Origin of the sequence: Micromonospora parva (assembly GCF_000718515.1) — a bacterium.
GTDB lineage: Bacteria > Actinomycetota > Actinomycetes > Mycobacteriales > Micromonosporaceae > Micromonospora > Micromonospora parva.
Genome location: NZ_JNZS01000007.1, coordinates 222,226 through 244,315, shown reverse-complemented (window position 1 = coordinate 244,315; position 22,090 = coordinate 222,226). Strand labels below are relative to the sequence as shown.

The 22,090-nt window shown below is 71.7% G+C and carries 26 protein-coding genes; 11 read left to right on the top strand and 15 right to left on the bottom strand.

Annotated elements, in window-relative coordinates:
* The first annotated feature begins 8 nt into the window (after nucleotides 1-8).
* The 6 genes from IF22_RS0110710 to IF22_RS0110680 all read left to right on the top strand — a co-directional run bounded on the left by IF22_RS0110710 (nucleotide 9) and on the right by IF22_RS0110680 (nucleotide 3,975).
* The gene (locus IF22_RS0110710) at nucleotides 9-1,640 is read left to right on the top strand and encodes a thiamine pyrophosphate-binding protein (protein WP_030330802.1); all 1,632 of its coding nucleotides are present in this window, start codon (nucleotides 9-11) and stop codon (nucleotides 1,638-1,640) included.
* Nucleotides 1,630-2,052, top strand: coding sequence for a VOC family protein (locus tag IF22_RS0110705; protein ID WP_051708306.1), 423 nt, complete (start codon nucleotides 1,630-1,632; stop codon nucleotides 2,050-2,052). Before IF22_RS0110710 ends, IF22_RS0110705 begins: the two co-directional genes overlap by 11 nt.
* A 69-nt stretch (nucleotides 2,053-2,121) precedes the next feature.
* A complete protein-coding gene (locus IF22_RS0110700; protein WP_030330798.1) occupies nucleotides 2,122-2,304 on the top strand; it encodes a hypothetical protein in 183 nt (60 codons plus the stop codon).
* A 134-nt stretch (nucleotides 2,305-2,438) separates the two neighbouring features.
* Nucleotides 2,439-2,768, top strand: a complete 330-nt coding sequence (locus IF22_RS0110695; protein ID WP_030330797.1) for an ArsR/SmtB family transcription factor — start codon at nucleotides 2,439-2,441, stop codon at nucleotides 2,766-2,768.
* The gene (locus tag IF22_RS0110690) at nucleotides 2,768-3,517 is read left to right on the top strand and encodes a cation efflux transmembrane domain-containing protein (RefSeq protein ID WP_030330795.1); all 750 of its coding nucleotides are present in this window, start codon (nucleotides 2,768-2,770) and stop codon (nucleotides 3,515-3,517) included. The genes IF22_RS0110695 and IF22_RS0110690 overlap by 1 nt, the downstream gene beginning before the upstream one ends.
* A 275-nt stretch (nucleotides 3,518-3,792) precedes the next feature.
* Nucleotides 3,793-3,975 (top strand): hypothetical protein, encoded by a 183-nt coding sequence (locus IF22_RS0110680; RefSeq protein WP_030330793.1) that lies wholly within the window; start codon nucleotides 3,793-3,795, stop codon nucleotides 3,973-3,975.
* A gap of 30 nt (nucleotides 3,976-4,005) precedes the next feature.
* On the opposite strand, the gene IF22_RS0110675 is transcribed toward IF22_RS0110680, so the two are convergent.
* The 9 genes from IF22_RS0110675 to IF22_RS0110635 form a co-directional block, all read right to left on the bottom strand.
* Nucleotides 4,006-5,343 carry a ricin-type beta-trefoil lectin domain protein gene (locus IF22_RS0110675; RefSeq protein ID WP_036411161.1) on the bottom strand — a complete coding sequence of 446 codons (1,338 nt, stop codon included), beginning with the start codon at nucleotides 5,341-5,343 and terminating at the stop codon, nucleotides 4,006-4,008.
* A 47-nt stretch (nucleotides 5,344-5,390) separates the two neighbouring features.
* The gene (locus tag IF22_RS0110670; protein WP_030330789.1) at nucleotides 5,391-6,740 is read right to left on the bottom strand and encodes an RICIN domain-containing protein; all 1,350 of its coding nucleotides are present in this window, start codon (nucleotides 6,738-6,740) and stop codon (nucleotides 5,391-5,393) included.
* A 292-nt stretch (nucleotides 6,741-7,032) separates the two neighbouring features.
* Nucleotides 7,033-7,596: a DM13 domain-containing protein gene (locus IF22_RS0110665; protein WP_245233593.1), complete on the bottom strand. Its 564-nt coding sequence runs from the start codon at nucleotides 7,594-7,596 to the stop codon at nucleotides 7,033-7,035.
* 57 nt (nucleotides 7,597-7,653) lie between these two features.
* Nucleotides 7,654-8,478, bottom strand: a complete 825-nt coding sequence (locus tag IF22_RS0110660; RefSeq protein WP_209444543.1) for an S-methyl-5'-thioadenosine phosphorylase — start codon at nucleotides 8,476-8,478, stop codon at nucleotides 7,654-7,656.
* Between the two features lie 63 nt (nucleotides 8,479-8,541).
* Nucleotides 8,542-8,967, bottom strand: a complete 426-nt coding sequence (locus tag IF22_RS0110655; protein ID WP_036411220.1) for a hypothetical protein — start codon at nucleotides 8,965-8,967, stop codon at nucleotides 8,542-8,544.
* Nucleotides 8,964-10,124: a molybdopterin-dependent oxidoreductase gene (locus IF22_RS0110650; RefSeq protein ID WP_030330781.1), complete on the bottom strand. Its 1,161-nt coding sequence runs from the start codon at nucleotides 10,122-10,124 to the stop codon at nucleotides 8,964-8,966. Before IF22_RS0110650 ends, IF22_RS0110655 begins: the two co-directional genes overlap by 4 nt.
* Nucleotides 10,121-10,834: a class I SAM-dependent methyltransferase gene (locus IF22_RS0110645; RefSeq protein ID WP_387218454.1), complete on the bottom strand. Its 714-nt coding sequence runs from the start codon at nucleotides 10,832-10,834 to the stop codon at nucleotides 10,121-10,123. The genes IF22_RS0110650 and IF22_RS0110645 overlap by 4 nt, the downstream gene beginning before the upstream one ends.
* Entirely contained in the window at nucleotides 10,831-11,511 is a 681-nt protein-coding gene (locus tag IF22_RS0110640; RefSeq protein WP_030330777.1) for a TIGR04282 family arsenosugar biosynthesis glycosyltransferase, read from the bottom strand. The genes IF22_RS0110645 and IF22_RS0110640 overlap by 4 nt, the downstream gene beginning before the upstream one ends.
* The gene (locus tag IF22_RS0110635; protein ID WP_030330775.1) at nucleotides 11,508-12,185 is read right to left on the bottom strand and encodes a glycosyltransferase family 2 protein; all 678 of its coding nucleotides are present in this window, start codon (nucleotides 12,183-12,185) and stop codon (nucleotides 11,508-11,510) included. The genes IF22_RS0110640 and IF22_RS0110635 overlap by 4 nt, the downstream gene beginning before the upstream one ends.
* A gap of 148 nt (nucleotides 12,186-12,333) precedes the next feature.
* Between IF22_RS0110635 and IF22_RS0110630 the strand changes: the two genes are divergently transcribed.
* On the top strand, nucleotides 12,334-13,689 hold the full coding sequence (locus IF22_RS0110630; protein ID WP_030330773.1) for a hypothetical protein: 1,356 nt from the start codon (nucleotides 12,334-12,336) through the stop codon (nucleotides 13,687-13,689).
* On the opposite strand, the gene IF22_RS0110625 is transcribed toward IF22_RS0110630, so the two are convergent.
* On the bottom strand, nucleotides 13,661-14,740 hold the full coding sequence (locus tag IF22_RS0110625) for an NAD-dependent epimerase/dehydratase family protein (protein ID WP_030330772.1): 1,080 nt from the start codon (nucleotides 14,738-14,740) through the stop codon (nucleotides 13,661-13,663). The two genes, IF22_RS0110630 and IF22_RS0110625, sit on opposite strands and share 29 nt — an antisense overlap.
* 160 nt (nucleotides 14,741-14,900) lie before the next feature.
* Between IF22_RS0110625 and IF22_RS0110620 the strand changes: the two genes are divergently transcribed.
* Together IF22_RS0110620 and IF22_RS0110615 are read left to right on the top strand one after the other, a co-directional pair.
* On the top strand, nucleotides 14,901-15,596 hold the full coding sequence (locus tag IF22_RS0110620; RefSeq protein ID WP_030330770.1) for a response regulator transcription factor: 696 nt from the start codon (nucleotides 14,901-14,903) through the stop codon (nucleotides 15,594-15,596).
* Nucleotides 15,589-16,605 carry a sensor histidine kinase gene (locus IF22_RS0110615; protein ID WP_030330768.1) on the top strand — a complete coding sequence of 339 codons (1,017 nt, stop codon included), beginning with the start codon at nucleotides 15,589-15,591 and terminating at the stop codon, nucleotides 16,603-16,605. The genes IF22_RS0110620 and IF22_RS0110615 overlap by 8 nt, the downstream gene beginning before the upstream one ends.
* A gap of 60 nt (nucleotides 16,606-16,665) precedes the next feature.
* Here the strand turns inward: IF22_RS0110615 and IF22_RS0110610 are convergent, their stop codons facing one another.
* The 3 genes from IF22_RS0110610 to IF22_RS0110600 form a co-directional block, all read right to left on the bottom strand.
* Nucleotides 16,666-17,118 (bottom strand): pyridoxamine 5'-phosphate oxidase family protein, encoded by a 453-nt coding sequence (locus tag IF22_RS0110610; protein WP_245233592.1) that lies wholly within the window; start codon nucleotides 17,116-17,118, stop codon nucleotides 16,666-16,668.
* A gap of 81 nt (nucleotides 17,119-17,199) precedes the next feature.
* Entirely contained in the window at nucleotides 17,200-17,730 is a 531-nt protein-coding gene (locus tag IF22_RS0110605) for a GNAT family N-acetyltransferase (protein ID WP_030330764.1), read from the bottom strand.
* Between the two features lie 43 nt (nucleotides 17,731-17,773).
* Nucleotides 17,774-18,301 carry a MarR family winged helix-turn-helix transcriptional regulator gene (locus IF22_RS0110600; RefSeq protein ID WP_036411159.1) on the bottom strand — a complete coding sequence of 176 codons (528 nt, stop codon included), beginning with the start codon at nucleotides 18,299-18,301 and terminating at the stop codon, nucleotides 17,774-17,776.
* A gap of 51 nt (nucleotides 18,302-18,352) precedes the next feature.
* Here IF22_RS0110600 and IF22_RS0110595 point away from each other — a divergent pair, with 51 nt between their 5' ends.
* Entirely contained in the window at nucleotides 18,353-18,967 is a 615-nt protein-coding gene (locus tag IF22_RS0110595) for a mycothiol-dependent nitroreductase Rv2466c family protein (protein WP_030330760.1), read from the top strand.
* Between the two features lie 17 nt (nucleotides 18,968-18,984).
* On the opposite strand, the gene IF22_RS0110590 is transcribed toward IF22_RS0110595, so the two are convergent.
* Complete coding sequence (locus IF22_RS0110590) at nucleotides 18,985-19,575, bottom strand: GNAT family N-acetyltransferase (RefSeq protein WP_030330759.1); 591 nt, start codon at nucleotides 19,573-19,575, stop codon at nucleotides 18,985-18,987.
* Between the two features lie 138 nt (nucleotides 19,576-19,713).
* The gene (locus IF22_RS0110585) at nucleotides 19,714-20,247 is read right to left on the bottom strand and encodes a DUF6817 domain-containing protein (RefSeq protein ID WP_030330757.1); all 534 of its coding nucleotides are present in this window, start codon (nucleotides 20,245-20,247) and stop codon (nucleotides 19,714-19,716) included.
* 437 nt (nucleotides 20,248-20,684) lie between these two features.
* On the opposite strand from IF22_RS0110585, the gene IF22_RS33690 reads away from it, so the two are divergent.
* Nucleotides 20,685-22,082, top strand: coding sequence for a family 43 glycosylhydrolase (locus IF22_RS33690; RefSeq protein ID WP_051708304.1), 1,398 nt, complete (start codon nucleotides 20,685-20,687; stop codon nucleotides 22,080-22,082).
* Nucleotides 22,083-22,090: the final 8 nt, after the last annotated feature.

The following is a 22,090-nucleotide window of genomic DNA, read 5'->3' as shown; positions in this document are numbered from 1 at the left end:
GGCCACCGATGCGGGTAGCCGAGGTGGTCGGGCGGGTCCTGCACGGACACGGCGTACGGCACGTCTTCGGGGTGGTCGGCAGCGGCAACTTCCACGTCACGAACGCCCTCGTGGCGGCCGGTGCCCGGTTCGTGGGGGCCGCCCACGAGGGTGGCGCGGCGAGCATGGCCGATGGGTACGCGCGCACCTGCGGGCGGGTGGCTGTCCTCTCGGTGCACCAGGGTCCGGGCGTCACCAACGCGCTGACCGGCCTCACCGAGGCCGCGAAGAGCCGTACCCCGATGGTCGTCCTGGCCCCGGAGGCCACCGCACCGCTGTCGAACTTCTTCATCGACCTGCCGGCACTCGCCGCCGCGGTCGGGGCCGACTTCCACCGGGTACGCGCGACGCACGCGGCCGAGGACGCGGGCGCGGCGTACCGGGCCGCCGCCCGGGGTGCGACGGTGGTGCTGGGCCTGCCGTTGCAGGTGCAGAACGCGGCGACCGAACCGTGGTCCGGTCCGGTCCCCGTGGTCGCGCCGACCCCGAGCGCCGCCCCGCAGGTCGAGCCGTTGCTGACCGCGCTCCAGGCCGCCCGCCGACCGGTCTTCATCGCTGGTCGGGGTGCCCGGGCGGCCCGGGCACCGCTGACCCGGCTCGCCGACGCGTGCGGCGCGCTGCTCGCGGTCTCGGCAGCGGCCAAGGGACTGTTCGCCGGGAACCAGTGGAACCTCGACGTGGCCGGCGGCTTCGCCACCCCTCTCGCCGCCGAGCTGATCGGCGCGGCGGACCTGGTCGTCGCGTGGGGCAGCACGCTGAACATGTGGACCACCCGGCACGGCGAACTGATCCCGCCCGGCGCCGTCGTCGTCCAGGTCGACAGTGACCCGGCCGCGTTCGGGGTGAACCGCCCGGTCGACCTGACGGTGGCCGGCGACGTGACGGCGGTCGCCGAAGCGGTCCTCGGTCGCCTGGACGCCGACACCACCGGGACTACGGACGCCGGTTGGCGTACGCCGGCGCTTGCCCAGCGGATCCGCGACCACGGCCGGTGGCGGACGGTCCCGTACCGCGACGAGAGTGACGCCGCGACCATCGACCCGAGGACCCTCTCGGCCGCCCTGGACGACCTGCTGCCGCCCGACCGCACGGTGGTGGTCGACTCGGGCAACTTCATGGGCTACCCGTCGATGTGGCTGGACGTACCGGACGTGGCCGGGTTCTGTTTCACCCAGGCGTTCCAGTCGGTCGGGCTCGGTCTGGCCAGTGCGCTCGGCGCGGCTGTCGCCCGGCCGGACCGGCTCACCGTCGCGGCGGTCGGCGACGGTGGCTTCGTCATGTCCGCCACCGAACTGGTCACCGCCGTCCGGCTGGCGCTGCCCCTGCTCGTGGTGATCTACGACGACGCGGCGTACGGCGCCGAGGTGCACCACTTCGGCCCGGACGGGCACCCGTTGGACACTGTCACCTTCCCGGAGACCGACCTGGCCGCGATCGCCCGTGGCTACGGCTGCGACGGGCTGACCGTCCGGACCGTCGACGATCTCGGGCCGGTACGCCGGTGGCTCGCCGGTCCCCGTACCCGACCGCTGGTGATCGACGCCAAGGTCTGCGTGGCGGGCGGCTCCTGGTGGTTGCAGGAGGCGTTCCGTGGCCACTGAGCCGGCACCGCCCGCGTACGGTGGGGCGGTGGCCACCTTCTGGACGCTGGGATGCGATGCCGACGATCCGCAGCGGATCGCCGCCTTCTGGGCGTTGGCCCTCGGGTACGTCAAGGAACCCGGTTTCGACGAGCCAGACAACGCGTCCATCGTCGATCCGGACGGTCGGGGCCCCGCCATCGCCTTCCTCAGGGTCCCCGAGCGGAAGTCGGCCAAGAACCGGATGCACATCGACATCCGCGTGGCCGGCCCGGGCTTCGGGGACGAGGCCGAGCGCGCGCGGTTGATCCGGCGGAAAGTGCCCGACCTGGTCGCCGCTGGCGCGACGGTGGTCCGGGAGGAGTGGTACGGCGAGGTCCTCGGGCACGTCGTCATGCTCGACCCGGAGGGCAACGAGTTCTGCGTCGCCTGACGCCATGATCGGGGCCTGTCGATCCGGCGGGGCCGTTTGCTGACCGATCCCGAGGGTAGGTGGGAATCCATGACGACGCCCGAGCAGAGTCAGCAGGAGCGAGCCCTCGAAACCGGTGCGGTGTACCAGGACGCCGAGGGGCGTCGGACGACGGACCCCGGCGCCGGTGCCACGCACGCCGACGATGAGGCCGACCGCAACGCGGAGCTTCTCAGGCGGGGCGAGGTTGGCCCGCGCGTTCCGGAGGAGTAAAGCCGGTGCGCGTGTGGGGACCGGTTGGCGGGCGCCTACGCCACCGACACGTCGTGGGCCTGGGCGCCGCCCCCGGCGTGGAAGGCTGAGCACGCGACTCGGCTTGATACAGCCTCGGCTGTACTATCTGCGGAATGGAGACGTTGACGCACGGGCAGGTACTGGCCCGCTTCGGCCACGCCCTGTCCGATCCGACCCGGGCGCGGCTCCTGCTGGCGCTGCGGGAGGGGCCCGGCTATCCGGCCGAGTTGGCCGACCTGCTGGGCACGACCCGGCAGAACCTGTCGAACCACCTGTCGTGCCTGCGTGGCTGCGGGCTGGTGGTCGCGGTGCCGCAGGGCCGCCGGACCCGCTACGAGTTGGCCGACGTTCGCCTGGCACATGCCCTGGCCGACCTGCTCGGCCTCGTCTTGGCGGTCGACCCGGCCGTGTGCCCGGACTCCGCTGAGAAGGGTTGCTGCTGATGACCCTGCCCCTGAGAACCGTGACACCCGCGGGGCCGTCGTCGGACCGCCACCAGGTCCTCGCCCGCCGGGTGCGGCTGCTGGTCGCCGCCACGATCACCTACAACGTCATCGAGGCGGTGGTGGCGATCACCGCCGGCACCATGGCGTCGTCGACCGCGCTGATCGGCTTCGGCCTTGACTCGATCATCGAGGTGTCCTCTGCGGCGGCGGTGGCCTGGCAGTTCGCCGGCCCCGACCCGCAGGCCCGGGAAAAGGTCGCGCTGCGGGTCATCGCGGTGTCGTTCTTCGCACTCGCCATCTACGTGACGGTGGAGTCGGTACGGGCGTTGGCCGGCGGCCCCGACGCCGAACACTCCCGCACCGGCCTCGTGCTCGCGGCGCTGTCGCTGGCGATCATGCCAGTGCTCTCGTACGCCCAGCGCCGCGCCGGCCGGGAACTCGGCTCCCGCTCTGCGGTCGCCGACTCCAAGCAGACCCTGCTGTGCACGTACCTGTCCGCGGTCCTGCTCGTCGGTCTCGGGGTCAACAGCCTGTTCGGCTGGGCCTGGGCCGACCCGATCGCCGCGCTGGTGATCGCCGCCGTCGCCGCCAAGGAAGGCCGGGAGGCGTGGCGCGGCGATGCCTGCTGCGTCGCCCCGCTGACCACCCCTCCGACCGACACCGCGGCCGGTGGGCCCGGCGACAGCGATGCCGGCGCGTGTGGGTGCGGGCCCGGCTGCTCCTGCTGCACGACCGATGCGACATGACCGGGTGGCCCTCGGCCGGGCCGTCCGCCTCGCGGAGACCGCACCGGATCCGCGCTCGGTGGTGGTCGATTTCAGCGTTGTGTTCATGGGCCGCTGCCGAGGCCGCCTCCAGCATCGCGTCGAAGAGCCCCGGCACACACCGGGTGACCGCCAGGTGTGGCGAACCAACCGGTAACGGATTGCCCATGCCACGCCAACCCGAAGCGTCCGGGCAGGCGTGAGCCGCCGCCCCGGCTCCGCCGGCTTGGAAAGCGGCCGACGACGATGACGAGACGGTGGTCCACGACCCTCGGCTGCTGGGTCCCGACACCATGTCCGTGGCCGCCGACGGGCACCGGTACGTCACCGCCAACCAACCGCACCACCAGGCGACGTGCCAACCCGGGCAAGACCTGCGGCGCAAGCCGTACGCACTGTTCCGGATCCGGGCCGACGCGGGCCCGGTCCGGTGGCGCTGACCGGGCCCGCCCGCCCCTAGGAAACAGTCCCTAGGTGCGCGTGCTCCACTGCTGGTTGGCGCCGCCGTGGCAGGCCCAGAGGTGAAGTTGCGTCCCGTTGGCGGTGCCGGAACCGATGGCGTCGAGGCACAGCCCCGACTGGGCTCCGGTGATGGTGCCGTTGGCGTTCACGTTCCACTGCTGGTTGGCTTGGCCGTTGCAGTCCCAGATGATCACCGCGGTGCCGTTGCTGCTGCCCGCTCCGCTGGCGTCCAGGCACTTGTTGCCGTAGACGGTCAGGGTGCGGTTGGCGGTGTGGGTCCACCGTTGGTTGGCCCCACCGTGGCAGTCCCACAGTTGCGGGCGGACGCCGTTGCTGGTGCTGGAGTTGGGGATGTCGATGCACCGGCCGGACTGGCCGCCCGCGATCAGCACGTTCTGCTGGCCGGCCGGTGGGGTCGTCGGCGGGGGAGTGGTGGGCGGCACGTCGGAGCCGAACTGGGTGAAGAACCGCCACACCTCCTGCTTGACCCAGCTCCGCGCGCCGCTCTCGCAGCCGGCGCACCCGTCCACCGGACCCTGCTGGTGGCCGCCGTCGAACGCCGCCCAGAGCACCGGGTATCCGGATTGGCAGGAGTAGGCGGTGGTGATGTGGGTCAGGCTGCCCGCCCTCGGCTCCGGCGGGGTCTGCGCGGCGCAGCCGTTGTTCCGGACGAACCTGTCACGCAGCGACCGTCCGCTGGCGATGTTGTCGTTGATGCCGTGAATCCCCAGGTACGCCACCGGTTGGGTGCCGCCGCTGCATCCGCTGATCGCTCCCGGGGCGGCGATTGCGGCGACCGCCCGGAACACCGTCGGGCGGGAGCACGCCAACGAGTAGCTCATCGCGCCGCCGTAGCTGAAGCCGACCGAGAAACGTTGGGTGGTGTCGACGCAGAGGGCGTTGTCGATCACACGGATCATGTCGTCGGTGAAGGTCACGTCTTCACCGTTGGTGTTGCCCCAGCCGTTGTTGAGGCCCTGCGGGGCGACGAAGATCGTGCTGTTGTTGGCCTGCGAGAGCATGCCGTAGTAGGCCCAGGCGGCCCCGTCGGTGCCGCCCGAGGCGACCTGGTTGGCGGTGCCGCCCAACCAGTGGAACCCGAAGGCCAGCCGGTGGGCATAGGTGTTGTTGTAGTTGTCCGGCAACCGGAGGATGAAGCTGCGGCTCTTTCCGCTGCTCTGGATGGTGTGGGTGCCGCTGGTCAGCCCGGGTGCCTTGCCGCAGCCGGCAGTGGTGGCCGCTGCCGCCGGCGCGACGGTCGTGACGACGTACATGCCGACGGCGATCAGAACCAGGACGGCCAGGACTGCCCCCGGCCAGGGCGTGGTGTGTTTGCGAAGTGGCACGACTGAGTCTCCTTGTGCGTGGGTGAGCATCGGGAACCTCACCGGGCTCAGCTCCGGCTCCATCGTTGGTTGGCCGCGCCGGTGCAGTCCCAGATCTGGATGCGCGTGCCGTTGGCCGTGCCGTTGCCGACCGTGTCCAGGCACCGGCCCGACCCAACTCCGGTGATCGAGCCGTCGGCGTTGAGCCGCCACTTCTGGTTGGACTGGCCGTTGCAGTCCCAGATGATCACGGAGCTGCCGTTCGCGGTGCCGGCGCCGTTGACGTCGAGGCACTTGCCGCCGAAGACCCGCAGCTCCTGGGCGGCGGTCGAGGTCCAGCTCTGGTTGCTCTGGCCGTGGCAGTCCCAGATGATCGCCGCCGCGCCGTTGGTCTGCGAGGCGCCGTTGACGTCCAGGCACCGTCCGGAGGACGTGTTGCGCAGGGCCGACGTGCCGCTCGGCGGCGGGGTGGTCGGCGGTGGCGTGGTGGGGTCGGTGCTACCGAACTGGGTGAAGAACTTCCACACCTCGCCCTTGGTCCAGGTCCTGGCGCCGCTGTCCCCGCCGCCGTCCACCGGGCCGGGGGTGTGCCCGCCGTCGAAGGCGGCCCAGACCACCGGATAGCCGGCCCGGCAGCCGGAGTAGGTGGTGGTGATGTGGGTCAGGCTGCCCGCCCTCGGCTCGGGTGGGTTCTGTGCGGTGCACCCGTTGTTGCGCACGAACGTGTCGCGTAGCGACCGTCCGGCGGACACGTTGAGCACCGGGTCCCCGATGCCATGGATTCCCATGTACGCGACCGGCTGGGTGCCGCCGCTGCATCCGCTGAGCTGCCCGCCGGAGTAGACCGCGACAGCGCGGAAGACGGTGGGCCGGGAACAGGCGAGGGAGTAACTCATGCCGCCGCCGTAGCTGAAGCCGAGCGCGAAGCGTTGCGTGGTGTCGACACAGAGGTCCGCCTCGATCACCCTGATCATGTCGTCGACGAAGGTGACGTCCTGGCCGCCGGGGTTGGCCCAGCCGTTGCCGTTGCCCTGCGGGGCGACGAAGATGGTGCTGTTGTTGGCCTGCTGCCGCAGCCCGTAGTAGGACCAGGCCGCCCCGTCGGACCCGCCGCCGTCGACGTCGTTGGCGGTGCCGCCGTTCCAGTGGAATCCGAAGATCAACCGGTACGCGTGGTTGCGGTCGTAGTTGTCCGGGATCCTCAGGATGAAACTGCGGTTCTGGCCGCTGCTCTGGATGGACCGTTGGCCGCTGGTCAACGTGGGGGCCTTGCCGCACCCGGCGGTCGCCGCGGCTGCTCCGATCTCCGCTGCCGACGCCGTGGTGCGCACGCCACCGGCGAGCGCCGCCGCGCTGACGGTCACGACGACGGCCGCCGCCGTCGCAAGAAGACCAAGGATGGGTCTACGTCTTGTCATGAAGGGGCTCCCGCCACTCGGCACGAACTGATGGAAAGGGGGTCCGCGGGGCCACCCGCACACCGCCACGACAGACCGGGTCACCCGCGCCGACCGCGTTCGCCCCGGAAGAAACCCAGCGGATGTGATGTGTCCACGGGATCCCGGCCGGCTCATCGACACAGGTTTCCGCCAGTGGTCTCGCCGCCCACGCGGGACCAGTCGGCCGTCGAATCGATTCGCTCAGACGCTAGAACGGACAGTGAAAGATGTCAATGCCGTGTCCGGTGCGTTGCGCCTGCGGTGACAGCGGTCAGGCGCGCGTGAGCTCGGCCGCGCCGAACGAGACCGCGAATCGCTTGCACCAGATGGAGACGCTCCGGAAGTCGCGTGGATCAACCGATGCTGGTAGCTCGTACACCTGGTTGCCCTTGTTGCCCTTGAGCCTGGCCAGCTCGACCCATTCGCCGTCGTCGAACACCCGCCAGCCGGCAGTGCCCGGCAGGACGGGTTGGTCGGTCAGCCACACCCGCAGGTCGGGACCGTTCGACGTGTTCAGCTCCCGAATGACGAGCTGGTGGCGCCCGTCGGCGCGCCGGTGGATCTCGGCCGTGCCGGTCGTGCGGTGCTCATGGGTGACGAACTCGCCGACGGTCAGGATCTCGTTCGCCGCCGGGGCGGCTGCCGAGGCCGCGGGGGTCGGGGACGACGGGATCGGGGCGGCCGATGCCGGCGTCACCCCGGGCAACGCCTCGTCGACGTAGGTGTCGGTGACCAGCTTCCACGGCTGGAACCAGTAGAGGGCCAGCACCGCCACGACGACAGCTGCGGCGAGACCAGCCCGGACCACCGGCGACCGGAACATCCGTTTTCCCACCCCCGCAGCGTACGGCCGCGCATGTCGTCGAACGCGTCGCGAACCCTTTCGGAACTCTTACGACGGGGTATCCGCCAGAGCCTGGCCGCACGGGCACGCCCCCTGCCCCGCCGGCAACAGTTTCACCGCCTCGCCGAGCAGGACGCGCAGCCGATCGACGTTCCGGGCGAAGACGGTGAACACCTCCTGCTGCGTCACCCCCTGTCCGACCTCGACGCCCGAGTCGAGGTCGGTCACCAGTGACAGCGCGGTGTAACACAGTGCCAGCTCACGTGCCAGCACCGCCTCGGGATGACCGGTCATGCCGACGACCGACCAGCCCTCCCGGCCGTACCACTGCGATTCGGCGCGGGTGGAGAACCGGGGCCCCTCGATGACGACCATGGTGCCGCCGTCGACCGGCTGCCAACCGGTGGTGCGGGCGGCGTCCACCACCGTGGCCCGCCCGACCGGGCAGTAGGGGTCGGCGAAGGGCACGTGCACGACCGGGGGGAGTTGCCCGTCCGCGCCGGCCCGTCCGTCGTAGTAGGTCTGCTCGCGGCCGCTGGTCCGGTCGACCAGTTGGTCCGGTACGACGAGGGTGCCGGGGCCCAGCTCCGGGCGCAGACCGCCCACGGCGCCCGGCGCGAGCACCTGGCGGACGCCGAGTGCGCGCAGCGCCCACAGGTTGGCCCGGTAGTTGATGCGCTGAGGAGGGAGCGTGTGCCGGCGTCCGTGGCGGGGCAGGAACACCACCGGCCGTCCGGCGAGACTCCCGACGGACAGCAGGTCGCTGGGCGCTCCGTACGGTGTGTCGACGGTGACCTCGGCGACGTCGTCGAGGAACTCGTAGAAACCGGAACCGCCGATCACGCCGACCGGCGCGCCATCGGTCGGGCTGATCTCTGCTGCAGACATGGGGGTGACCCTCCTGGGCGACGGATGGCAGAAACACGTGGGGCGGGTTCAGCGACTGTCGCTTCGTCGATGCGTGACGCGCCGGTCGACAGCGGTGGCGACGACCAGCACGATCGCGATCGCGGCCCAGACGACAGCCAGCCCGACGGCGAGCCCCAGCGGGTAGTCGCGGTCCGGCAGGCCCGGGTTCGGCGGCGCCGACGGCGGTCGCCACAGCAGCGGCACCGCGATCAGCAGCAACGTGGCGCTGGCCAGCAGGCCGGCGGCGATCCAGGCCCGGCGTCGCCGGTCGGTCACCAGGCGGCCCAGCGCCAACCCGACGAGCCCGACCAGCGGTGCCACCAGGGCGTCGTGCAGCGCCGGGCCGCCGATCAGCCACGGCAGGGCGGTGCCGAGCTGGGGGAGGAGCAGCCAACCGCCGTACGCCGTGGCCGCGGCGCCGAGCACGAACAGGAGCAGCCGGACGGCCCTCACCGCCACACCTCCAGCCGGGCCACCCACTTGGTCTGCAGGACGCCAGGGCGGCTCGGGGCGATGAGCCGGCAGGGGTAACCATGGTCGGGGGAGAGTTGTTCGCCGTTGATTCTCAGCGCGAGCAGTGTCAGCGGGTCGCTGGCGTGGGCGGCGGGGAGCGTGCTCGCCGCGTACAGGCCCTCGGTTTCCAGTGAGGTGAACCGAACCGGTCGGCCGGTGGGCGCGCCGGCCCACCGGAGCAACTGCACGACGGGCACGCCGGTCCAGTGGGCCGAGGCGCTCCAACCCTCGACGCAGGCGATCGGCAGGTGCGCCGTGCGTGGGGGCAGGGCCGCCAGCTCGGGCAGGGACACTGTGCGTCGTCCACCCGGCCAGACGATCTCCAGTCGCCAGTGAGGTGGAACGACGATGCGCGCGGCCGCCGCCGTCCGGTTGATCGGAACGCCCTGCGGCCCGGCGGCGGAGCGCCACGCCAACGGCGACACCCGACGCAGCCACGGCACGGTGACCCCGGCGGTGGCCAGCACGGCGATGCCGGCGACCCCCGCCGACGTCCGCAGGAACGCGCGTCGCTCAACCGAGTCGTCAGACCCGGGTGTCATGGCGGCCACCGGGGCGTTGCGCCGCAGTGGCGTCTTCAGCGCCGCGCGGGCGACCGGAAGCTTCACCGCGACGTGCAGCAGCACCGCGCCCGCCACCAACCAGGCGACCGCGTAGTGCGCCGTCGGGAAGAAGAACCCCCACGGGTACGACTGGGCGACGTTGAACAGGCCGGTGACCAGTTCGAAGAACGCGGCGCACACCAGCACCAGGACGGAGATCCGTTCGAGGGCGTGGGCGGAGAGCCGGATCGGCTGGCGCACTGGCGGACGGACGAACAGTCGCGGGTAGACGCTCCACAGTTTGGCCAGCAGCAACGGGATCGCCGCGACACCGGAGAGCACGTGCACGCCCTGCGTGATCCGGTAGAGGTTGACCGGTCGGGTCGGCCAGCTGAACCAGCCCGGTGGGTGCTGGATGTAGTGGCTGAGCAGTCCGGTGCCGAAACACAGCCCGAACGCCACCCCGAGCCAGAGGCCGAGCCGGGCGGCGACCAGCGGGGAGTGTGACGACGCGGTGAAGTCCTCCGGCGCGGGGATGCGTGCTCGGCGGATCATGCGCGGGCCAGCTCGGCGAACCAGCGGGGGCCGCACCGGAAACGGTCCGCGACCCGCAGGCCGGCGGCGTCGGCGGTACGCGCCACCGCCTCCGCCCCGACCCGCGCCCACCGAAACGCCGACCCCCGCAGCTCCCGTTCACCGGAGCGCCCGGACAGGACGTACGCCTGTCCCCGCCACAGCCCGGCGCCCGGGGGTTCCACCTCCACCATCAGTGTTCCGTCGGCCGCGATCAGGGCGCCGCAGCGGCGCAGCAGTCGGACCGGGTCACCACCGATGCCGATGTTGCCGTCGATGAGCAGGGCGTGTGCCCATCTCCCCTCGCCGGGCAGTGGCGCGAAGACGTCCCGGCGCAGGGCGATCACGCCCCTGCCCTGGGTGAGGCGTACCGCCTCGGCGGAGATGTCCACACCGAGGGCGACGAGACCTCGCTGGGCGAGCGCCCTGGTCAACCGGCCGGGGCCGCAGCCGAGATCGATCGTGGGTCCGGTGCAGCGGGCGGCGACGGACTCGACCGCCGGTTCGGGCGGGCCGTGCCAGCGCCGCACCGGCAACAGGTCACGCCGCCCGTCGGTGTGCACCAGCCAGTGCTCGGGTCGGGCCGCGGGCAGCGGGCCGACCGGGGTACCGCCCGGGTCACTGTCGGCGGGCCACCCGTCGGGCCGGCCCAGCGCCACGTCGAAACCGTCGAGGCTGATCGTCGCGTTCACCGGGGGCGTCCGCTCGTCAGGTGGCCGCCCACCGACCCGACGGCCTCCGCGAACCGGGTGCCGGGCAGGTCGGCCGCGACCGCCAGCGCTGCCGACCACTCGTCGACATCGCGCTGAACGGGCAGGATCGCCGGGTGCAGACCGCGCCCGCGCAGAGCGGTGAGGGTGCGGCGACCGGTGTCCGCCGTCGACATGGGAACCTCGCGCAACCCGCTCGCGTACGACGGGTCGCGCAGCCCGAGTGCCCACCAACCGCCGTCGAGCGCCGGCCCGAACACCGCCTCGTGCGTGGCGAGCCGCTGCAGCGCGGTGCTGAGCAGGGCCGGGCGGATCTGCGGCGTGTCCATGCCGATCTGCAGCACCGGTCGGCCGGGAAACGCCTCGGCGGTGTCGGCGTGGGCGTTCGCGAGGCGGTCGGCGAACGTGCCGCCGCGCTGGTCGAGCAGGTGCCAACCCCGCAAGGCGGCGGTCAGTTCCGCGCCGTACTCGGCGTCGGCGAACCGACCGGTGTGGGCCAGCACGGGAATGGTCGACGCGGTGGCGCGCACCGCCGCGAGGGTGTCCAACAGCGACGCCGCCGCGACCCGGGCCGCCTGGGTGGGATCAGCGGGCGGGCAGAGGCGCGTCTTGGCCAGCCCGGCAACCGGTGCCTTCGCGACCACGAGCAGGACGTTCACCGGGCACCGCCGGCGTCCGCGCGCAGCACCCCGGCGAAGTCCCGGGTCGCCCGTAACGTGCCCCGGACCGACCCGGAGACCTTCGATCTGGTGCCGACGGCCCGGGGTGCGTACCCCACGTCCAGTTCGATGATCCGCCAGCCCGCCCCGGCCGCGCGGAGCAGCAGCTCCAAGGGGTAGCCGAACGCGCGATCGTTGACGCCGAGCCCCAGCAGCGCCGCCCGGCGGGCCACCCGGATCGGGCTGATGTCGGACACCGGCACGCCACGACGCCGCAGCAGCGCGGCGACCAGCGCGTTCCCGGTGCGGGCATGCCACGGCCAGGCGTCCGCCGAGACCGGCCGACGCCGCCCGACGGCGAGATCGGCCCGACCGTCGAGCACCGCCGCGACGAGCCGGGGCAACTCGGCCGGATCGAACGAGCCGTCCGCGTCGAGCACGCAGACCAGCTCCGCCCGCGCCGCCAGCAGACCGGTGTGCACTGCCGCGCCGTACCCGCGTCGCGGTTCGTGGACAACCTGGGCGCCGTGCTCGGCGGCGACGGCCGGCGAACCGTCAGTGGAGCCGTTGTCGACCACGATGGCGCGGTAGCCGGACGGTAGCCCGCCCAGTACGGCAGGGAGCGCGGCCGCCTCGTCCAGACAGGGCAGCACCACGTCGATCGTTGTGTGCATACCGGCGACGCTAGGCCCGCCACGGGCGGTCCGGAGCGCTGTGGCTCCTTACGAATCGCTTACCCGCCAACGACTCCTTACGACTCTCTGACGTCTCGCCGTCCGGCTGTCGGTTGCCTGGTCGCAGGTCGTACCGTCGGCCGTCACCATGACCATGATGACCCGGCCGGGACGACCCCGGTCCGCCGACCTGATCGTCCTCGGTGCCGAGGTGGCACTGCTCGCCGTTGCCGTCTGCGTCGGCGCGTTGCTCAACCACCAGGGCGTACGGCTGCACGCCGACACGGCGCCGCTCTACGCCTCCTGGCAGCCGCACCTGGGGCCCGGCACCCCCGCCGCGCTGCTCGTCGCCGCGCTGGTCGTCTGGCGGGGCACGCGCTGGGCAACCGACCTGCCGTGGCATCGGCTGCTGGTCGTCGGCTACCTCGCCGCGGTGCTCTGGACGCTGTCGCTGGCCCTGGTGGACGGCTGGTCCGCGGGGTTGACCGAGCGGCTCACCGTGCAGGCCGAGTATTTGCACGAGGTGCCCGGGGTGACGGATGTCGGCGTCCTGCTGTCCGGCTTCGCCGACCGGATCCTCGACTTCCAGCCCGACTCGTGGTCCACCCACACCGCCGGTCATCCACCGGGGGCGTTGCTGGTCTTCGTCTGGTTGGAGCGGGTCGGCCTGGGTGGCGGGACGGCGGCCGGGCTCGCCTGCGTGGTGCTCGGCGCCACTGTCGCCGTGACGGTTCCGGTGGCGTTGCGGGCGCTCGGTGTCGAGGACGCGGCTCGGGCGGTGTGGCCGTTCCTGGTGCTCTTCCCGGGGGCGGTCTGGGTGGGCGCTTCAGCGGACGGGATCTTCACCGCGGTGGTCGCGGCCGGGCTGGCGCTGCTGGCGGTGGGTGGCCGGCCAGCGGCCGCGCTCGGCGGGTTGCTCCTCGGCTTCGCGCTCTACCTGTCGTACGGGTTCGTCCTGGTGGGGTTGCTCGCGTTGGCGGTGGTGCTGCTCCGGGCGCGGGACCGCCCCGGTGTGCTGCTGGTCGCGGCGACGGCGGTCGCGGTCGTCGTCGCCGTGTTCACCGTCGCCGGCTTCTGGTGGCTGGACGGCTACCACCTGGTGGCACGTCGTTACTACCAGGGTTGGGCGGCGGAACGTCCGTACGGCTACTGGGTCTGGGCGAACCTCGCCGCTCTGCTGCTCTCGGCCGGCCCGGTGCTCGGGCCGGCGGTGCGCCGGGCGGTGGCCGCCGTGACGATCCGACCATCGGGCGCGGCGGCCCTCCGACGGCGGATCACCGGCGCCGGACCCACCGTGTGGCTGCCCGTCGCGGCGGCCGCAGCGGTGCTCGCCGCGGACCTGTCCGGGCTCAGCAAGGCCGAGGTGGAGCGGATCTGGCTACCGTTCGCCGTCTGGTTGCTGGTCGCCACCGCGCACCTGCCCACCCGCCACCGCCGGTGGTGGTTGGCGGCCCAGGCCGCCACCGCCCTCGCCGTCAACCACCTACTGTGGACGGTGTCGTGACCGACGCCGGCTCCCGCATCACCGCGGTGGTGAAGTCGGCGATGCCGGCGGCGAAGCCGACCCGGGCGGTGAAGCCGAGCAGCCGGGTGGCGCGGGCCGGGTCGGCCACGACGTGCCGCACGTCCGCCGCCCGTCCGCCGCCGACGGTGACCGGCGATGGGCCGCCCATCGCCACGGCCAGCTCGTGGGCCAGCTCGCCGACGGTGTGCGGTTCGCCCGAGCAGACGTTGACCGGCGTCAGCGGATCCGGTGCCGGTGTGGTCAGGGCCAGCAGGTTGGCGGCGGCCACATCGCTCACGTGCACGAAGTCGCGCCGTTGCCGGCCGTCCTCCAGGACCCGGGGCGGTCGCCCGCCGGCCAGGGCCGACCGGAAGATCGACGCGACCCCCGAGTACGGGGTGTCACGTGGCATTCGCGGACCGTAGACATTGTGGTAGCGCAGGGCCCAGACCGATCCACCGGTCTGCCGGGCCCACGCGCCGGCGAGGTGTTCCTGGGCCAGCTTGGTGGCGGCGTACGTGCTCCGCGGCTCCAACGGCGCGTCCTCGGGCACGAGACCGGGGGAGAGCGACCGGTCGCAGCGCGGGCAGGTCGGCTCGTAGCGGCCCTCGGCCAGGTCGTCGGCGCGACGGCCGGTAGGCCGGACGACCCCGTGGGCGGGGCAGTGGTAGCGACCCTCCCCGTAGACGACCATCGAACTGGCCAGTACCAGTCGGCGTACCCCGGTGGCGTGCATCGCGGCGAGGAGGGTGGCCGTGCCGAGGTCGTTGTGCGCGGCGTACCGGGGGGCGTCGGCCGGGTCGAGGCCGTGGCCGACCATGGCCGCCTGATGGCAGACCGCGTCGACGCCGGCCAGCAGCCGGGTCAGCAGCTCGACGTCCCGCACGTCACCGACCGCCAGGTCGTGCCGCTCGGTCCAGGACGGTGCGCTCGCGCCGTGCGCCTCGGGCAGCAACGCGTCCACGGCCACCACCTCGTGCCCGTCCTCGGTGAGCAGGTCGGCGACGTGGGAACCGATGAACCCGGCCGCACCGGTGACAAGTATCCGCATTCCGGTCACCGTATGACAGCGGGCCGGCCCGCTCGGGTCTGCGCGCCCAGCCGTAAGAACCTCGCAAGGTTTGCCGGTGCGGGCGGGCCCGGGTGCGTGGCTACGCTGGGCCGATGGGCATCCGAGGGGCGACGGCGACCGGTCGGAACGGGGATGGTTCGTGACACAGCGCGTGCTGGTGGTCGACGACGACCAGACCGTGAGCGACGTCATTCGTCGTTACCTCGAGAACGACGGCTTCCAGGTGAGCCTCGCGGCGGATGGCGCGGCAGCGCTGGCGGCGGTGGAGCGTCAGGCACCCGACCTGGTGGTGCTCGACCTGATGCTGCCCCGGATCAACGGCCTGGAGGTGTGCCGGGCGTTGCGGGTACGACCCGACGGCGTACCGATCGTCATGCTGACCGCCCGCGGTGACGAGGCCGATCGCATCCTCGGGCTGCAACTCGGCGCTGACGACTACCTCACCAAGCCCTTCTCTCCCCGGGAACTGGTGTTGCGGGTCCGGTCGGTGCTTCGCCGCGCCGGCGGTCACCCGCCAGCCGAGCGGCCGGAGGCGCTCACCGACGGCGACCTGGTGGTGCACACCACGTCCCGAACCGCCCGCCTCGGGGGCACCGATCTGGCTCTGACGCTGCGGGAATTCGACCTGCTCGTGCACCTCATGCGGCATCCGTCCCGGGTGTTCGGCCGGGCCGAGCTTCTCGAGCAGGTCTGGGGCTGGAACTTCGGGGACCACTCGACAGTGACAGTGCACGTACGCCGCCTGCGGGAGAAGATCGAGACCAACCCGGCCGATCCGCAGCGGATCGTGACCGTCTGGGGCGTCGGCTACCGCTACGAGCCGGCCGATGCGTGACGTACTCCTGATCTTCGCGATCGCCCTCGGCGCGGCGCTCGGTATCGGGCTCGCCGGCGCGGTGCTGCTCCGCGCCCTCCGCCGCAGTTCGATCACCGTGCATCTCAGCGTGCTGCTCACCACCACCGTTGTCGCCGTCGCCGTCGGGGTGATGGCGGTCGCGGAGGCGATGTTCCTCTCCACACACGACAGCGAGGTTGTCCTGATCACCGTCGCGGCGGCGGCGGTGGTCAGTCTCGCCGTCGGCGGGCACTTCGGCCGCCGGCTGGCCCGCGCCGCGGTCTGGCGCGACCAGGCCCGGGAGCGGGAACGGCAACTGGAGAAGGGCCGGCGCGACCTGGTCGCCTGGGTCTCACACGACCTGCGGACCCCGCTGGCCGGGCTACGGGCGATGGCGGAGGCGCTGGAGGACCGGGTGGTTCGCGATCCGGACACTGTCGACGAGTACCACCGACGCATCCGCGTGGAGACCGACCGGATGACCCGGCTCGTCGACGACCTGTTCGAGCTGTCCCGGATCAACGCGGGAGCGCTGCGGTTGTCGTTGACGGCGGTACCGCTCGGCGAGGTGGTCTCGGACGCGTTGGCCAGCACCGTCCCGCTGGCCGAGGCTCGCCGAATCACGTTGATCGCCAGCGAGTCGGGGTGGCCGACGGTCGCCGCGAGCGAACCCGAACTGGCTCGGGTCGTGGCCAACCTGCTGCTCAACGCGGTCCGCTACACCCCGGCCGACGGCACCGTACGCATCGAAGCAGGCCGAGAGGAGGACCAGGCCTGGCTGTCGGTCGCCGACACCTGTGGCGGAATTCCCCCGGACGACCTGCCCCGGCTGTTCGACATCGCGTTCCGTGGTGAACCGGCCCGCACCCCCGGCCCCGGCGACGGTGGGGCGTCCGGAGGGCTCGGCCTGGCCATCGTTCGTGGCCTGGTGGAGGCACATGGAGGTCGGGTCGAGGTACGCAACACCCCCGACGGCTGCCAGTTCATGGTCCGACTGGCGACCGCCTGAGCAGAAATGGCGGGCTTTCCATCTGTCGGAGCCGCCGTCGCGGTGTCTGCGCGCGGCCCGTCAGACCAGCCAGTGACCATCACGCATCAGGTCACGACCGGCGATCTCGTTCTCCTCCCGCCACGTCTGAATCCGCCGAGGTGTCACCCGCAGGTACGCGTACCGGGTTGCGCCGACCCGCGCGTCCCAGAGTCTCGCGGCGAACGCGTCGGCCAGCTCGACCGGCACGGTGTCGCGGGTGAACGTCTCGACGGTGCCGTCGATGAGAACCACGTCGCGCGTCGTGCCGAGCGACATCCGCACCCGCCCGGAGGCTCGCAGATTACGGGCGGTCGGGCTGGACTCGGCGGTGGCCAGGGTGAGGGCGGTGCTGTCCCAGAGAAACGAGAGCGGCACCAGGTAGGGGTTGCCCTCCCGGTCCGCCGAGGCGACCCACGCGTCCAGATCGTGTTCGAGGCGAGCGAGGGTGTCCCGCTTACGCTGCGCCAGTTCGCGCGGTGCCTCGAATTCCACGTCTGGGTCCTCCATGCGGTCGGCGTGGCGTCACCGGGCGTCGAGCGCCCGACGGCGCGGTATTCCGGAATGAATGCGGGCTCAACCGACCCGCTGGGCCAGCACCTGCCCGGGCCAGGAGCCGAACAGGAAGGTTTCGGTGCGGGTGAACCCCTGGCGCTCGTAGAACGCCACCAGCTCGCCGCCGCCGCCCGCCCAGCAGTCGACCCGCAGCAACCGCACGCCGGCTCGCCGGGTCTCCTGCACGGCGTGTGCCAGCAGGGCCGACCCGAGGTTCCGGCCGGCGAACCGCCGGTCGGAGACCAGCAGGCGGACGTACCGCTCGGGTTCGTCCGAGGGCGTGATCGGTATCCGCGGGTCGGGCCCCGAGCCCAGCACCATCGCTGCGGCCGGCGTTCCATCCAACTCCGCGATGAACGGGGCGTTCTCGGTCAGGTACCGATCGACCTGCTCGACCCGCGCGGGCTGCGTGGAGAACGGCGTCGTGCCCCACTGCTCGGTGTTGCCCCGGTCGTTCATCCAGGCCACCGCGGAGTCCAGCATGGCCAGGACGGCAGGCGCGTCGGCGGGGCTGCCACCCCTGATGTGTACGCCGTGGCTGGTGTCGTTCATGGCGGAATGGTAGTCCGTGGCTGGTCGATCACGACCGTGGTCGTCAGCCGGTCGGGCTGCCGCCCTCGGGGCCGCGATCCGGGGAGGCCAGGTTCCGATCGATCGCCGCCAACAGGCGCTCGAGGCCCTTTCGGTCGCTGTCGGTGAGGCCGCGAAGAATGGACGCCTCGTTGGCCAGGTGCTCCTCGATGAGCCGGTCGGTCAATTCCACACCCGCCGGAGTCAGTCCGACCACTCTGCCGCGCGCGTCGGCCGTGGAGACCGAGCGGGACACGAGTCCGCGGGCGATCAGTCGGTCCACCCGTTTGGTTACCGCCCCGGTGGTGACGAGCATCCGTTGGCTCAACTGCCCCGGGGTGAGCGTGTACGGCTCGCCCTCGCGGCGCAGCGCCGCGAGCACGTCGAAGTCGCCGTTGCCGAGGTCCGCGGCGGCGAACGGCGGTCGCAGGGCCGCGTCGAGCGCGGCGGCCAACTGTTGGATGCGACCGATGATCAGCAGCGGAGTGGGGTCGAGGTCTGGTCGTTCGCGACCCCACTGGCCGACGATGTCGGCGATCCGGTCGTCATCCACTGTTGCATCTTACCTTCCGGGGAAGATAAATTGTCTTCCGTGGAAGATAACGTGACGTCAACGTCCGCTCCGGTAGCCACCACCTACGTGGATCCGTCCTGCCCGTTCGCCTGGATCACCTCACGCTGGCTCATGGAGGTCGCGAAGATGCGGCCGCTCACCCTGCGGTTCGAGGTGATGAGCCTCTCGGTGATCAACGAGCATCGCGACCTGGAGCCGTGGTACCGCGAATTCAACGACCGGGCGTGGGAGCCGGCCAGGGTCTGCGTGGCGGCGGCCGAGCAACACGGCGCCGCCGCCCTCGCGCTGCTGTACCCGGCGCTCGGCCGCCGGATCCACGACGGCGGCGACAAGGACTTCGACACCGTCGTCCCGCAGGCCCTGGCCGAAGCGGGCCTGCCCGCCGACCTCGCCGACGCCGCCCGGCGCAGCGACCTCGACCCGCACCTGCGGGCCAGCACCGCTCGCGCGCAGCAGCTGGTGGGCGAGGACCTCGGCACCCCGACGGTCGTCATCGACGACGTGGCCTTCTTCGGCCCCGTGCTGACCTCGATCCCTCGTGGTGAAGAAGCCGTCCGCGTCTTCGACGGTGCCCGCCTGCTCGCCGGCTGCCGCTCCTTCTCCGAGCTCAAACGCGCCCGAACCGGCGACCTCACCTTCGCGTAGCCGCGCCACCGCGCCCCTCAGCGCTCCGGATACCCCCGGTGCGCCGCCCACTCGGGCGCGAGGATCGACATCACCGTGGCATCGACCCAGTCGTCGCCGTCGCGCAGGACCTGCCGCAGCACACCCTCGGCGACGAAGCCGACCTTCTCGTACACCCGGCGGGCCCGGGGATTGAAGGCGAACACCTCCAGCGAGATGCGGTGCAGGCCGAGCCGCTCGAAACCGTGGCCGACGACCAGGCGTACCGCCTCGGTGCCCAGGCCGCGGTCGCGGCCGGCGGCGGTCAGCAGCGTGCGGAAGTTGCAGTTCCGGTTGCCCGGATCCCAGTTGTTGAGCACCACCTCGCCGACGCAGGCCCCGCTGGCGCGGTCGACGACCGCCAGGTCGAGTCGGTCGGTCTGCGCGTTGCGGCTGCCGTACCAGGAACGCATCCGCTCCTCGTCGGGGGCGTCGTCTGCCGGGCTGCCGGTCAGCCGGGCCACCTCGGGGTCGGCCACCGCCGCCCGGAAGGTGTCCAGGTCGTCGTCGACGAAGGGACGCAGGATCACCCGTTCGCCGGTGAGCGTGGGTTTGATCGAGAAATCGGGGGTCGCCTGGTCACTGAGCATCGACTGATCCTCGGCGTGACACCGACGAGTGGCAATCAGTTTCCGGGTCGGCAGCCGCCGGGGTGAAGGGATCGAAGCTGCCGGCTCGCACCCGTACGCGGCCAAACGCCCGTGCTGCCGGATGCGACGGTTCAGGGGTCACGGCCACAAGACCCGCTGCGCTTCGCGGATGACCTGCTCCGAGGCGATGGGGGTCCACGAGGCGAACAGTTCCCGGAAGTAGGCCCCGTGCCGGTTTAGCATCGCAGGATCGTGCTCGACGACGTCCAACTCGTTGACGATGCTCAGGTCCACCAGCGACCGAAGTTGACAGTCATCCGGCGTCCGCACCTGGCGCGTGAAGCGGTCGAAGACCTCGCCGGTCCTGGCCAGCTCCCGCCAGCTGCGTCCACGGTCGCAGGCACCGTACAGATAGACAAGCTCCTCGGCATCGGTGCCCACGAGATCCCGCAGTACGGCCCGATCGGCCCGATCAAGCAGGGTGCGGTCGAACCCGTCGGTGCCGTAGACGGCGTGGGTGAGGCCCGCGGCTTGCACGTCACGGCTGCGGCCGAGCACGGCGAGCCGTTCGCTGACTCGACAGAGGTGGGCGTACAGGGTGCCACCGGGATGGGCGATCTGTTCGGCCCCATGCCGGCGCAGCCAGGCCCGCACGCCGTCGTCGGTGCTCATGGGTCCGACTGTAGGGATCGGCCGTGGGATTCGGCGGCCCGAGGCGTGGGCGATTTGTCACAGCGCCGTGGCCACCTCCGGCGACACGGCGGCCGCGCGCGTCGTCGCGGCCAACAATCTGCGGTACGCCGGCAGCGGCTGCCTGAGCCAGCGGTGGCCGGGCGGGGGAGCGACGGCAGTCGATGCCTTGACACTGGTAGTTGCGATCGCTAACACTTGTCCGCAACGCGACCTTAACGAACCGAACACATTGTGTCGTGGCGGCCTGCGCCCCAGTGGTGTCCCGTCCGGGCACGTCACCCCACCGCTGAAGCCTTCAAAAGTCCGAACCTGGACACGGCCTGATGTTGTTAACGCTAACATAGATGATCTTGCGGAGAGGGGTCGTGCCCGTGGTTCCACGACGGATGGCAGGGTCCCTGTCGGGAGCATCGAGCATGCGGCTGCGTGCCCTCCTCGTGCTGTCCACAGTGGCCGCGGCGGCTGTCGTGGTGGTGGCCGACGGACCGGCGCATGCCGCCACCCTGCCGACCGGCACCGTCTCGCTGGAGGCCGTGAACCAAGCCGGACGGTACGTGCGGCACATCGACTATCTCGGTCAGCTCGACCCGGTGAGCTCCAGCAGCGCCAACCAGGTGAAGCTTGACGCCACCTTCACCGTGGTCAACGGTCTGGCGTCGCCGACCTGCTACTCGTTCCAGACCAGGACGGGCATGTTCCTGCGGCACCGCGACTACCGGCTCCGGGTCGACCCGAACACCGGCGACGCGACGTTCCGGGCCGACGCCACCTTCTGCGCGACGGACGGCTCGGTCAGCGGATCGGCGGCGCTCGTCTCGTACAACTATCCGACCCGGCGGATCCGGCACCGCGACTTCGCCCTCTGGCTCGACGCCTACCAGGACACTGCCGCGTTCCGGGCGGACAGCTCCTTCCGCCTCGTCGCGCCGTGGGCGCCCAGAACGACCAGGGGCCCGGTGATCCCGGGCCTCTTCGCCGACCCGCACCTCGCCGTCTTCAACGGCCGCTACTACCTGTACCCGACCACCGACGGCTACGCGAGCTGGGCCGGCACCTACTACAAGGCGTTCTCCTCCACCGACCTGGTCAACTGGACCGACCACGGCGTGATCCTCGACCACGGTCCGGACGTGTCCTGGGCGGACAACTCGGCCTGGGCGCCCGCGGTGGCCAACGCCAACGGCCGCTACTACCTGTACTTCAGTGGCGGCGCGGCCAGCGGCAACACCGCCAAACAACTGGGCGTGGCGGTGGCCGACAGCCCCACCGGGCCGTTCCGTGACGCGCTGGGCCGACCGCTTGTCCGCAGCGACCAGTTCTCGGGCGGGCAGGCGATCGACCCGATGGTGTTCACCGACGACGACGGGCAGTCCTACCTGTACTGGGGCCAGGGCGTCGCGCGGGCGGTGCGGCTGAACCCCGACATGACCTCCTTCGACGCAGCGCAGGCGCGGGTCATCACGCCGTCGGGCTACAACGAGGCGCCGTTCGTGTTCAAGCGCAACGGGCTCTATTACTTCATGTGGTCGGAGAACGACACCCGCAGCGAGGACTACCGGGTCGCGTACGCCACCGGCCCCGCACCGCTGGGGCCCTGGACCAGGCGCGGCGTGGTGCTGCAGAAACGGCTCGAGGCCGGCGTCAAGGGCACCGGCCACCACTCCGTGGTCCGGGCACCCGGCACCGACACCTGGTACATCGCCTACCACCGCTTCGCCGTGCCGGCCGGCAACGGCACCAACCGGGAGACCGCCATCGACCGGATGGAGTTCAACGCCGACGGCACCGTCCGGCCTGTCCTGCCGACCCTCTAGCTGACCCG